Origin of the sequence: Nocardia sp. JMUB6875, assembly GCF_041154655.1 — a bacterium.
Classification (GTDB): domain Bacteria; phylum Actinomycetota; class Actinomycetes; order Mycobacteriales; family Mycobacteriaceae; genus Nocardia.
Genome location: NZ_BAAFGR010000205.1, coordinates 1 through 11,796, shown reverse-complemented (window position 1 = coordinate 11,796; position 11,796 = coordinate 1). Strand labels below are relative to the sequence as shown.

At 67.0% G+C, this 11,796-nt stretch carries 11 protein-coding genes and 1 pseudogene; 8 read left to right on the top strand and 4 right to left on the bottom strand.

Annotated features, from left to right (window positions below):
• The 3 genes from ACAM49_RS34550 to ACAM49_RS34540 form a co-directional block, all read left to right on the top strand.
• Positions 1–296: adenosylcobinamide-GDP ribazoletransferase (locus ACAM49_RS34550; RefSeq protein WP_369639742.1), on the top strand; the 296-nt coding region annotated here is incomplete at its 5' end.
• A gap of 136 nt (positions 297–432) precedes the next feature.
• Positions 433–1,236: a DUF4239 domain-containing protein gene (locus ACAM49_RS34545; protein ID WP_369639741.1), complete on the top strand. Its 804-nt coding sequence runs from the start codon at positions 433–435 to the stop codon at positions 1,234–1,236.
• 51 nt (positions 1,237–1,287) lie between these two features.
• Entirely contained in the window at positions 1,288–2,307 is a 1,020-nt protein-coding gene (locus tag ACAM49_RS34540; RefSeq protein ID WP_369639740.1) for a hypothetical protein, read from the top strand.
• Positions 2,308–2,325: 18 nt separating this feature from the next.
• Here ACAM49_RS34540 and ACAM49_RS34535 read toward each other — a convergent pair whose 3' ends face one another.
• A complete protein-coding gene (locus ACAM49_RS34535; protein WP_369639739.1) occupies positions 2,326–2,622 on the bottom strand; it encodes a MetQ/NlpA family ABC transporter substrate-binding protein in 297 nt (98 codons plus the stop codon).
• On the bottom strand, positions 2,526–3,188 hold the full coding sequence (locus ACAM49_RS34530) for a MetQ/NlpA family ABC transporter substrate-binding protein (RefSeq protein ID WP_369639738.1): 663 nt from the start codon (positions 3,186–3,188) through the stop codon (positions 2,526–2,528). The genes ACAM49_RS34535 and ACAM49_RS34530 overlap by 97 nt, the downstream gene beginning before the upstream one ends.
• Positions 3,189–3,344: 156 nt before the next feature.
• Here ACAM49_RS34530 and ACAM49_RS34525 point away from each other — a divergent pair, with 156 nt between their 5' ends.
• The 3 genes and pseudogenes from ACAM49_RS34525 (at position 3,345) to ACAM49_RS34515 (ending at position 6,060) form a co-directional block, all read left to right on the top strand.
• Positions 3,345–4,223 carry a MetQ/NlpA family ABC transporter substrate-binding protein gene (locus ACAM49_RS34525; RefSeq protein WP_369639737.1) on the top strand — a complete coding sequence of 293 codons (879 nt, stop codon included), beginning with the start codon at positions 3,345–3,347 and terminating at the stop codon, positions 4,221–4,223.
• Positions 4,220–5,242, top strand: a pseudogene (locus ACAM49_RS34520) (methionine ABC transporter ATP-binding protein); the annotation flags it as partial. The gene ACAM49_RS34525 and the pseudogene ACAM49_RS34520, both read left to right, overlap by 4 nt.
• A gap of 155 nt (positions 5,243–5,397) precedes the next feature.
• Positions 5,398–6,060 (top strand): methionine ABC transporter permease, encoded by a 663-nt coding sequence (locus ACAM49_RS34515; protein ID WP_369639744.1) that lies wholly within the window; start codon positions 5,398–5,400, stop codon positions 6,058–6,060.
• 24 nt (positions 6,061–6,084) lie between these two features.
• Here the strand turns inward: ACAM49_RS34515 and ACAM49_RS34510 are convergent, their stop codons facing one another.
• Complete coding sequence (locus ACAM49_RS34510; protein WP_369639736.1) at positions 6,085–7,494, bottom strand: DUF1254 domain-containing protein; 1,410 nt, start codon at positions 7,492–7,494, stop codon at positions 6,085–6,087.
• 216 nt (positions 7,495–7,710) lie between these two features.
• A complete protein-coding gene (gene asnB, locus ACAM49_RS34505; protein ID WP_369639735.1) occupies positions 7,711–9,678 on the bottom strand; it encodes an asparagine synthase (glutamine-hydrolyzing) in 1,968 nt (655 codons plus the stop codon).
• A 458-nt stretch (positions 9,679–10,136) separates the two neighbouring features.
• Here asnB and ACAM49_RS34500 point away from each other — a divergent pair, with 458 nt between their 5' ends.
• Together ACAM49_RS34500 and ACAM49_RS34495 are read left to right on the top strand one after the other, a co-directional pair.
• The gene (locus ACAM49_RS34500) at positions 10,137–11,132 is read left to right on the top strand and encodes a cytochrome c oxidase subunit II (protein ID WP_369639743.1); all 996 of its coding nucleotides are present in this window, start codon (positions 10,137–10,139) and stop codon (positions 11,130–11,132) included.
• A gap of 12 nt (positions 11,133–11,144) precedes the next feature.
• The gene (locus tag ACAM49_RS34495) at positions 11,145–11,561 is read left to right on the top strand and encodes a cytochrome c oxidase subunit 4 (protein ID WP_040806711.1); all 417 of its coding nucleotides are present in this window, start codon (positions 11,145–11,147) and stop codon (positions 11,559–11,561) included.
• Positions 11,562–11,796 lie beyond the last annotated feature (235 nt).

The window sequence follows — 11,796 nt, the reverse complement described above, 5'->3', positions numbered from 1 at the left end:
TGGCCTGCCGGAAGGGTGTCGAGGCCGCGCCCGGGGCCGGGTTCGGGGCCTTGGTGGCGGGGACGCAGACGCCTGCGGTGGGGTTGGTGTGGGCCGGAATCGCCACGGTGGCAGCGGTGTTCGCGGTCGACAACAGGTGGCAGGGGCCGGTGGCCGTGGTGCTGGCGTTGGGGGTCGCTGCGCTGGTCGTGCGGCATTGTGTGCGGCGGTTCGGCGGGCTCAATGGTGATGTGCTCGGGGCCGCACTGGAATTGAGCGTGACCGTGGCCGCGGCGGTACTGTCCTTCGCTCCCTAGGAGCCGGACACGCGGAGCATTTCCGGCGGCGCGCCGGGGGCGTAACAGATTATTTGCCGGTGCAATCCGACCGACCAGTGGCGGCGAATACCTCGTGATCGCAAACGCCGCCTTGGTCCGGAATGGAGTCGCGCAAATGCTCGGAGTTGTCATGCAGCTCGGTGTGCTCGTGCTGTTCGCGGTGGCGGCGGTGCTGATATTTCTTGTGGGGGATCGGCTTCGGCCCAAGTCGTGGGAGCACGGGGATGACGCGGGCGCCGGGCACATGATGCTGGACCTGGTGAACATGTTCTTCGCCGCCATCGTCGCGTTCGTGGTGGTGATCCTGTGGCAGCAGTACGACACCTCGCACGAGCACACGGTGTCGGAGGGCAAGGCGCTGGTGAGTGTGTACGAGACCGCCAATGACATGCCCGAGCAGGATCGCAAGCAGATCCAGGGGCTGGTGAAGGATTACACGAAGCAGGTCGTCGGCGACGAGTGGCGGGTGATGGACAAGCAGCGGCGGCTCAGCCCGGCCGCCCAGGCCACCCTCGACGATCTGCGGGAGGCGGTGGCCGCCGCACCGGCGGGCGACGCGAATGCCAAAGCGACACAGGACAAGGCGCAGGACGGCGTCGACGCCATTGTCGAGGCGCGCTACGACCGGGGCCTGGACGCGGCCTATCGCCTGCCCGGATTCCTGTACGTGGCACTGTGGTTCGCCACCGGCATGCTGCTGTTCGGCACGGTGTTCTCCGGCGTGGTGGTGACCAAGCGCAGCGTCATCATGACCGGCCTGTTCGGACTGGTGATCGGCGCGGTGATGGTGGCGGTCCACCAGCTGGATCAGCCGTTCTCCGGCGGGAACCACGTCTCCAGGGACGCTTACGAACTGGCGCTGTCCCGGTTCGAGCACATCACCTCCTCGGGCCCGGCGGCCAGCGCCAATCCGCGCTGACGCGGGCGCCAGGCGGCTTCGGTGCTCACAGATTCGGGACAGGGAGGCAGCGTGAACCGAACCAGCAGGGCGGCACGGGGATTCGCGGTGGCGACGGCGGTGCCGCTGGCCGCGGCGTTGCTAGCCGTGCGGCCCGGCCCGGCCGCGGCCGATCCGGACGCGCCCGCGATGCCGCCGATCGGGGAAATCCTCAGCGGCAGTGCGGGATCCGATGGACCGACCGGCTCCGGCGGTACGCTCGGCCCGATCGACGCGCCGACCGGGAGCGCGCTCGGACTCGGGACGGGCAGCAGCTACACCGGCAGCCAGTCCGGCGCGGGGACCGGCGGCGTGACTTCCGGCAGCACGATGGGCCTGAACCCGACTCCGGCCGCGGGTGGCGGGCTCAGCACCGGCAGCAGTGTTTCGGGCAGCGCCGAGACCGGCAGCGGTGTCGCCGCGAATGTCGCGGGTCTGGCACTGCCACATGAGAATCCGCTGATGGAGCGGTCGCGGCCGTTAGATGCCGCGCAGCCGGTCGCCGCACCGAACACCCTCGGCGGATTGGCCGGACTGGATTCCGGCAGCGTCCTCACCACGTGCGCGGGCAGCGCCGTGGTCGGCAGCGCCGTCCTCGGTCTCGGACTGCTCACCGGCAGCGGCACCGGATCCGGTCTGCTCGGACCCGGATTCATCCCCGGCTCCAGCGGCTTGGTCGGACCCGGTTCCGCCGGTGCGGGCAGCGTGGTGGTGGGCAGCGCGATGACCGGCAGCGCCCTGCTCACCTGCCTGCTGCTCCTGCCGATCCCGATGGCGCCGGAACCCGCCGTCCCCCTGGAGATTCCGCACCCACCAGCCATCGCGCCGGTCGCCGCGCCCGCCGTGGTACCGGCCCCGCCGGAGGCGATTCCACCTGCGCCGCAGCCGGTCCCACCGCCTCCGCCTCCGCCCCCGGTCGCATACGTCGCCCCGGCTCCGACACCCACTCCGGCGCCGATCACCTGGACGGCATTGCAGGTCATGACCGTCATGATCATCACCATCATCGCCGGTGCACGCTCGAGGATCGCCCGCAGCCATCGCACGCGCTAGTGCACCGAGCCGCCGACATCACTTGCGGAACTTGGTCTCCAGGTCGGTGGCGGTGGCCTGGAGGTCCGCCGCGGTGTTGGTCTTGAAGATGCCCTGGAAGCCCGCCTCGGCCTTGATCGCGGCCTCGACCTCCGGGTCGTGGTAGATCTCGGTGAGGCGCAGGAACTTCGGGTTGTCCTTGTCGGCGGCGCGGGCGGCGAAGATGTTGATGTACTGCTTCAGGTCCGGGCGGTTGGGGTCGTCGGTGTAGATGATCTGGTCGTTGGTGAGACCGGCCTGCCGCGCCCAGGTGTCGTCGACGTAGGCGGCGTCCACGCTGTCCAGGGAGGCGGCGGTGAGGGTGGGTCGATGGTGGTGAGCCGCACCTTGGAGGCCGACTTGTCGACGTCTTCCAGCTTCGAATCCCAGGAGCCGCCGTTGCGCAGCACGATGAGCCCGGCCGCGGCGAGGTTCAGCAGCGGCCGCACCTGATTCGCGGGATTGTTGCTCAGCGTGATTTCGCCGCCCTGTGGAATCTCGCCGACGGCCTTGTGCTTCTTCGAATACAGGCCCAGCGGATAGATCTCCGTGGCCCCGACCGGCACCAGCGTGTCGTTGTTGCGGGCGTTGTAGTTGGCCAGGTACCGGATGTGCTGGAACTTGTTGAGGTCGACACGGCCCTGGGAGAGCGCCGGATTCGGCTGGTTGTAGTCGGTGAAGTTGGTGAACTCGACCTTGATGCCCGCCTCGGCGGCCTTCTTCTCGAACACGTCCCAGTGCGGCAGTGCGATGTCGTTCACACCGATACGCACCACATCATCGTGGTGTTCCTTGCCACAGGCGGCCGTCAAGGCCAGCGAGAGCAAGACCGGAATCACCAGGAAACGGCGCAGTTTTCGCATTTCACGCACCGTAGGTGAGATTTCGTGCCGCCCGGAAGCGTTTGGCTCCCCGGGATCGCAATCATTGCCCGCCGATTGCCCGCACGGTTCCATGGCCGGGTTCGATTCTCTTCGGAGAACACAGTCACCAAGCAGTTCAAGCATGCGGGAGCACGAGTGAAATTCAATCGGGTACTGGCGATCCCGGTCCTGGTAGCAGCCGTCGCGAGCCTCACCCTCACGGCCTGCGGCAGCAGCGATGACTCCGCCGGCAGCAATACCGTCCGCATCGGCACCACCGAATCCGATCCGCACTGGGACGTCTTCAAGGACGAGGCCAAGAAGCAGGGCATCACCCTGAACATCGTCCACTACTCGGACTACTCGCAGCCCAATACCGCGCTGGCGCAGAAGCAGATCGATGTGAATCTGTTCCAGCACCTGCAGTTCCTGGGCCAGTACAACGTGGCCAACAACCAGGATCTGACGCCCATCGGGGCGACGCAGATCGTGCCGCTGGGGCTGTACTCCAAGAAGCACAAGACGCTGGCCGACATCCCGAACGGCGGCGAGATCGCGGTGCCGAACGATCCGACCAATCAGGCGCGGGCGCTGTTCGTGCTGCAGGCGGCCGGGTTGCTGAAGCTCAAGGGCGATGCCAAGCAGCCCACCCCGGCCGATATCGACAAGGGCGCGTCCAAGGTCAAGGTGACCGCGGTCGACGCGGCGCAGACCGCGCTGTCGCTGGAGTCGGTGGACGGCTCGGTCGTCAACAACACCTTCCTGCTCAAGTCCGGCATCGACCCGAAATCCGCGCTGTACAAGGATGATCCGGCCAATCCGGGCGCCCAGCCGTACATCAACGCGTTCGTCACGCGCGCCGCGGACAAGAACAATGCCACCTACCTGAAGCTGGTGGAGATCTTCCACACCCCCGAGGTGCAGAAGTCGGTGCAGGAGGACTCCAAGGGCACCGCGCTCGAGGTGAAGAAGTCCGGGGCGGAGCTGGAGCCGATCCTGGCGCGGGTGCAGCAGACCATCCGCGACACCAAGTGAGTGAGGTCGCGGCCGTCGAATTCCGTGCGGTGACAAAGGTTTTCCGCACCGGGAAACAGCGGCATACCGCGCTCGACGGCATCGATCTGCGCATCGAGAAGGGCGAGATCTTCGGTGTGATCGGCTATTCCGGCGCGGGCAAGTCCACGCTGGTGCGGCTGATCAACGCCCTGGAGAAGCCGACCGACGGGACCGTGCTGATCTCCGGCGACCCCATCACCGGGGTCCCGGAGTCCCGGGTCCGGCAGCTGCGGCGCGATATCGGCATGATCTTCCAGCAGTTCAACCTGTTCCGCTCGCGCACCGCCGCGGGCAATATCGAGTACCCGCTGAAAGTGGCGGGCTGGCCACGTGCGCGGCGCAAGGCGCGCGTGGCCGAACTGCTGGAGTTCGTGGGCCTTTCGGACAAGGCGCGCAGCTACCCGGACCAGCTCTCGGGCGGGCAGAAGCAGCGCGTCGGCATCGCCCGGGCGCTGGCCACCTCCCCGTCCTTGCTGCTCGCCGATGAGGCCACCTCGGCGCTCGACCCGGAGACCACCGGTGAAGTGCTGCGGCTGCTGAAGAAGATCAACCGCGAACTCGGCGTCACCATCATCGTCATCACCCACGAGATGGATGTCATCCGTGAGGTGGCCGATCGTGTCGCGGTGCTTGCCGAAGGTCGAATCGTCGAGTTGGCCAGCACCTTCGACGTCTTCGCCGCCCCGACGGCCGCACCCACCCGATCCTTCGTGGAGACGGTGCTGCACAACCGCCCGACCGCCGAGGAACTGGATCGCCTGGGGGAGCGGCATGCCGGTCACCTGGTGACCGTCGCGGTCGACGATGAGAACGGCATCGGCCCGGCCCTGACCGCCGCTGTCGCCGAGGGCGTTTCGGTCGAAATCGTGTTCGGCGGTGTGAGCGCGCTGCAGGACAAGACATTCGGCAGCCTCACCCTGGCCCTCACCGGCCCGGACGATGCGGTGCGCCGGGTGGCCCGGCAATTGGGTGACGCCGCGGCCCCGACATCCGCGCGCGACAGGGGCGCTGCGGATGACGCGGGTGTAGCGGCGGAGCCTGCCGAACCCGCGGCCGAGGTCGTGGCGACGTCGGCTGGGACCGAGGCCGCGTCGGCGTCCTCTCGGGGCGATCGGAGGAGCGCGTGAATCACACCGTGAGCAATCTGGCTGCCGTGCATACGGATTGGGACCGGCTGCGGCCGGTGCTCGGTGAGGCTGTCGGCACCACGATCTACCTGGTGCTGCTGACGTTCATGGTGGGCGGGACCATCGGGCTGGCATTGGGGACGCTGCTCTACACCACCCGGAAGGGCGGGTTGCTGGCCAACGCGCCCATCAATGTGGTGCTGAACGTGCTGGTGAATGTGGTGCGGCCGATTCCGTTCATCATTCTGCTGGCCGCGCTGGGGCCGGTGACGCTGAAGGTGATCGGGACGACGATCGGCACCGATGCGGCGGCGTTCGTCATGATCGTGGCCGCGTCCTTCGGCATTGCCCGCATCGTCGAGCAGAATCTGGTGACCGTCGATCCGGGGGTGATCGAGGCGGCCCGGGCGATGGGTGCCGGGCCGCTGCGCATCATTCTCACGCTGCTGATCCCGGAAGCGTTGGGCCCCTTGGTGCTCGGCTACACCTTCGTGGTCATCGCCATTGTCGACATGTCGGCGATGGCGGGCACGGTCGGCGGCGGTGGGCTGGGCGACTTCGCGCTGGTGTACGGGTATCAGCGGTTCGACTGGCAGGTCACGCTGGTGGCGACGCTGATCATCATCGCCGGGGTGCAGGGCATTCAGTTCCTGGGGAACTGGCTGGCCCGCCGGGTGCTGCGACGCTGACGCCGCGGCCCGGCGGGTGCTGGGTCAGGACAGCTTCTCCAGCTTCGGCACCTGCCACTTCCCGTTCAGCACTGTGTCTTTCGGCGCGTACAGCCGCAGGGTGAGGGAGAACTGGCCGGATTCGGGGATCGGCAGCCAGTGCCCGGCGGGCACGCTCGGGCCGGGATCGGCGCTCTGGACGGCGATCTCGACCGTGCCGTCCGCGGCCGGGGTGAGCGGAACCAGATGCCCGACCGAGTAGATGCCCGCCGGGTTCTGCACCAGATAGGACTGGGCGTCGTACGCGGTGAGCGACCAGAAAGCCCCGACGGGCGGCAGTTGATCCTTGGCGAAGGTCACCCGGAATCGACTGCCGCCCTCGGCATTCGCGTTGACGGTCGGATACACCGCGTCCCGGGGCAGATTCGCGCCCAGGCCGACGGCCGCGACCTGTGCGCGCAACGGATAGTTGGTGCCGTAGGAGCCGACCTCGAGGTCGAAGGTCCAGCCGTTCTGGTTCTGGGCCTTGGGATCCCGATAGGCGGCGATGCTCTTGCGGGCCTCGGTGGCCGCGGCCGTCAACACGTCGGCGGGGGCGGTGGAGACATTCCCACCCGCGGTGATGCCGCTGGTGGCGAAGCGCTTCACGGCGTCCGCGTCCTCGGGCGCGGGCGGATTGAGTGCCATCACCGCGCACATGCGGTTGAAGAAGGTGGGGCCGTCCATCTGCGCCACCATCTGGGCGGGTGAGCCGCCGCCCGCGGGCTGCGCGCCCGGTCCGCCCTGGACCGCACCCGGATCGGCGTTCCAGACGCTGAGCGGGGCCAGCTTCAGCCGCTCCTGCAGCGCTCGCACGTTCTGAATATCGTTGTCGCCCTTGTATTCGATCCGCCCGAGCAGCCACGTGGTGCCCGTCGGCATGGCCAGCCGCGTCATGCCCGCGGGCACGCTGCCCTGCCACCCCGGCCCGGTGATCAGATAGGTGTACGGCGGCTTCGCCTCACCCTTCGCGACGCGCGGATTCGTGCTGCTCGGATCGTGCACGGTGTTCGTCCACGCGTCCAAGAACTGCATGAGCCAGTACCGCCCGGCCTCGATCTCGGGCACCTGCACCACCATCGGCTCCGCCCGCAGATCCAGCCACGCCTGCGAGTACAGCGTGTCCAGATTGAGCCGCACCACCTGCTTCTCACTGGGCGTCGGCGGATTCTGATGCACGAATTGATTGGCGGGACCGCCGGTTTCGCGAGTGACATCTATCAGGACCAGCGGAAACCCGAACACGTAGGCGTCCGCGGCGACGGCCTTGGGATCGGTGGACGCCGATGTCGTGCCGGTCGCGGTCGAACTGCTACTCGACTTACCGCACGCCGCCAACCCGACGGCGGCGGCCACGGCCGCGCTCAACCCGATGGCCTGGCGGCGGGACACGCTCCGTGGAGACGGGAGATCCATTGATGCCGAGTCCTTTCCGATCGGGGTGACGAAAGCGGTCCGCCCGCCGACCGTCGCCCAGCACCCACATTATTGCAGTGACAACGCAAATACAATGGCTAGCGCACAGTTACCGTAGCTGGGGTATGGCGCAAGAGCCCGCATCCGGGCGCCGACTGTCCGAAACGGCGAGAGCCGCCCCCGGGTATCCGGGGACGGCTCTAGGAAAGCGTGCGATCAGAGGTTGACCGGGTAGGTCGGCTCCTGGATCTCCGGCTTGATCCGGTTCTCGACGAAGATGCCGTGCCAGATCATGAACACGATCAGGGTCCACAGGCGGCGGCTGTGGTCGACCGGGCCGGTGCGGTGGGCGTCCAGCATGTCCAGGATGGCCTGCTTGTTGAGCAGGTGGTCGGTGTGCGACTCGGTGATCTGGGCGCGGGCCCAGTCGTAGAGTTCCGGACCGCGCAGCCAGTGCCGCAGCGGCACCGGGAAGCCCAGCTTGGCGCGGTTGAGGACGTGCGGGGGCACGATGTCCGTCAAAGACTGGCGCAGCGCGTATTTGGTGGTTTCCTTGGTGATCTTCTGCTCGACCGGAATCCGCTCGGCGACCTTGAAGACCTCGGGATCCAGGAACGGCACGCGCAGTTCCAGCGAGTTGGCCATGGTCATCTTGTCGGCCTTGACCAGGATGTCGCCGCGCAGCCAGGTGAACAGGTCCAGGTGCTGCATGCGCGCCACCGGATCCCAGTCGTAGCCCTGCATGGCGTAGATCGGCGCGGTCACGTCCTGATGGGTCCACTCGGAACGGAATTCCCGCAGCACCGAACGCAATTGGGCGTCATTGAAGCTGCGGGCGTTGCCGTAGTAGCGCTCCTCCATGGTGAGCGAGCCGCGGTGCAGCAGGCTCTTGCCGCGGGTGCCCTCCGGAATCCGGTCCGACAGCTTGCCCGCCAGCTTGCGCAGGCCCTTGGGCAGGTACTCGAAGGGCTTGAGCGACAGCGGTTCCCGGTAGATGGTGTACCCGCCGAACAGCTCGTCGGAGCCCTCGCCCGAGAGCACCACCTTGACGTGCTTGCGGGCCTCCTTGGCCACGAAGTACAGCGGCACCAGCGCCGGGTCGGCGACGGGTTCGTCGAGGTACCAGACGATCTCGGGAATCGAGGCCGCGTACTCCTCGGGCGAGACCATGCGGATGTAGTGCTTGGCGCCGATGGCCGCGGCGGTCTCGGCGGCCACGTCGGCCTCCGAGTAGCCCTGGCGCTCGAACGCCGAGGTGAAGGTCAGCAGGTTCGGGTTGTGCCGGATGGCCAGGGCCGCGATGGCGGTGGAGTCGATGCCGCCGGACAGGAACGCGCCGACGGTCACATCCGCGCGCATGTGCTTGGCGACGGAGTCCTCCAGCGCCTCGGCGATCTCCTTGTACCGCTTGGCCTCCGAACCGGCCGCGAACTTCTGCACCCGGAACTGCGGGTTGAAGTAGCGGGTCACGCGCGGGGCCGCGCCCGGCTCGACCCAGGCGTAGCAACCGGATTCGAGGCGGCGGATGTCCTTGTGCAGGGTCTCGGCCTCGGGCACGTACTGCAGCACCGTGTAGTGCTCCAGAGCGCGCGGATCCAGCGCGTCGGAAAGCTCCAGCGCCGGAAGCAGTCCCAGCAGCGACTTCTTCTCGCTGGAGAACGCGGTGCCGCCGTTGCCGGTGGCGATGAACAGCGGCTTGATGCCGAACGGATCGCGCGCCAGGAACAGCTTGTTCAGCTCGGTATCCCAGATGGCGAAGGCGAACATGCCGCGCAGCCGGCTCGCGGCCTTGGCGCCCCAGTAGTGGAAGGCGGCCACGATGGCCTCGCCGTCGCCCTCGGTGCGGAACATCGGCTGATCGCCGAACTCGGCCTCGTGCGCTTCCTTCAATTCGGCGCGCAACTCGAGATAGTTGTAGATCTCGCCGTTGAAGGTCATGGCGTACCGCTCGGGGTTCTCCGGCGGGCCCCAGCGCAGCGGCTGGTGCGAATGCTCGATATCGATGATCGACAGGCGGTTGAAGCCGAAGATCATGCGGTCATCGGTCCAGGTGCCACGCTCGTCGGGGCCGCGATGGCGCTGGCAGTGCAGCGCCTCGTACACCTGCGCCGCCGTGGTCTCGACCGTCCGCCCGTCCGGGGTTGTAGCCGTGCTAGCTGTCAGGAATCCGAGCAGTCCACACACTGCGGCAAGAACCTCTTTCCGGAATCAAAGGAATTGGGGCGCGCCCGCACGGGCGCGCGACGCGAAACCTACTGCCCGAGTATGCCGTACCCGGGCAGATCCCGCCGCCAGAGGCCGTATCCAGTGCTTATGAGGTTTCCGGAGTGTCGAACCGGACCCGATCACAACAGGGGGCGTTTCTTGGTCTACGCTGCGTAGTACTTGGGAAACTCTCAGGGTCGGTTGTGCGTTCGCGTGCTATCCCGCAGGGATACATATGCACAGCCTCCCCGAGGCCCCAAAACTGTGCTGAAGATGTGTCGCCCGGCGGAAGGGAGCCCGGGCGGCGCGGTGTCGGAATGACGACCAGGAAGGCGTTGAGCGTGGCGCACAAGACGAGCGAGGCGATTGGGGCACGACCCGCCCGGGGTCGGCGGGGCCGCATCCTTCGGCGGGCCGGGCTGGCGGTGTCCTTGGGGATGACCGCGATGCTCGTCTCCGGCTGCTCGATCGACAACGTTTGGCTTCGATTCGGCTGGCCCTCGGGCATCACGCCGCAGGCCACCAAGATGCGTGAGCTGTGGACCTGGTCCGTGCTCGCCGCCCTCGCGATGGGTGTGCTGGTCTGGGGTCTGACCTTCTGGACGATCGCGTTCCACCGCAAGAAGGCCGACTCGCCGGAGTTCCCGCGGCAGACCGGTTACAACGTGCCGCTGGAGCTGAGCTACACCGCGATCCCGTTCGTGATCATCGCGGTGCTGTTCTACTTCACCGTGGTCGTGCAGAACTACGTGCACGAGAAGGTCGCCGACCCGGACGTCACCATCGACGTGACCGCCTTCCAGTGGAACTGGAAGTTCGGCTACCAGCATGTCGACATGAAGGACGGCTACGTCTACGACGGCGTCGACCACGAGCGTCAGGACATGAACAAGGACATCGAGGAGCGCTACAAGGAAGCGACCAAGGATGGCCACCCGCAGCCGGGCCCGAACAACGGCCTGCCCGCCAATGACATCTCGTACCTGCACTACGACAAGGTCGAGACCGTCGGCACCTCCAACGAGGTCCCGGTCCTGGTCCTGCCGTCGGGCAAGAATATCGAGTTCCAGCTGGCCGCCGCGGACGTCATCCACTCCTTCTGGGTGCCGGAGTTCCTGTTCAAGCGCGACGTGATGCCGAACCCGAAGCAGAACAACTCCGACAACGTCTTCCAGGTCACCAAGATCGAGAAGGAAGGCGCGTTCGTCGGCCGTTGCGCCGAGATGTGCGGCACCTTCCACTCGATGATGAACTTCGAGATCCGCGTGGTCTCCCCGGAGAAGTTCAAGCAGTACATGGACGCCCGCGTCAAGGACCACAAGACCAACGCCGAGGCCCTCGCCAGCATCGGCGAGTCGCCGGTGGCGACCTCCACCAAGCCGTTCAACACCGACCGCAAGGCGCGCGGTAACGAACTCGCCGACGCCAAGTGAGGATGAACTGACATGAAGGTCGAAGCTCGCATCTTCGAACTGATCACGGTGTTCTTCGTGATCGTTGCCGTGGTCTACGGCTACTTCACCGGCCGCTCGCGCACCGGCGTCGAGTGGGCGGGTACCACCGCCATCGTGCTGTCGGCGGGCCTGGCCCTGATCGTGGCCACCTACTTCCGCTTCGTCGCCCGTCGCCTGGACCTGCGTCCGGAGGACTACGAAGAGGCGGAGATCGTCGACGGCGCCGGCGACCTGGGCTTCTTCTCGCCCGGCTCGTTCTGGCCCATCCTGCTCGCGGGCTCCGGCTCGATCGCGGCGCTGGGCTTCGCGTTCTTCCAGTACTGGCTGATCGCCATCGGCGTCATCTGCATCCTGGTCGCCGCGGGCGGGCTCGTGTTCGAGTACCACCTCGGCCCGGAAAAGCACTGACGTCAGGCTCGAAGCGCCCCATCCGAATTCGGATGGGGCGCTTTGCTTTTGTCGGGAATGGTTCTGGCGTGCCGGGAATGATCCTGTGGGGGAGCGGGTTTCGAAAGGTGGGGTGCCCGAACGTCCTCCGGGCACCCCACCTTCCCCTCATCGGATGGGTGGAGTCCGGAGCTCAGATACCCAGGGCGTGCTTGAGGCGGGTGGTGCGGGGAGCCATGGTGGCCAGACCCAACAG

Coding starts and splice junctions, on each gene's coding strand:
- ACAM49_RS34500 (WP_369639743.1), top strand. CDS start 10,137: ATGACCGCGATGCTCGTCTCCGGCTGCTCGATCGACAACGTTTGGCTT.
- ACAM49_RS34495 (WP_040806711.1), top strand. CDS start 11,145: ATGAAGGTCGAAGCTCGCATCTTCGAACTGATCACGGTGTTCTTCGTG.
- ACAM49_RS34545 (WP_369639741.1), top strand. CDS start 433: ATGCTCGGAGTTGTCATGCAGCTCGGTGTGCTCGTGCTGTTCGCGGTG.
- ACAM49_RS34510 (WP_369639736.1), bottom strand. CDS start 7,494: ATGGATCTCCCGTCTCCACGGAGCGTGTCCCGCCGCCAGGCCATCGGG.
- ACAM49_RS34530 (WP_369639738.1), bottom strand. CDS start 3,188: ATGCGAAAACTGCGCCGTTTCCTGGTGATTCCGGTCTTGCTCTCGCTG.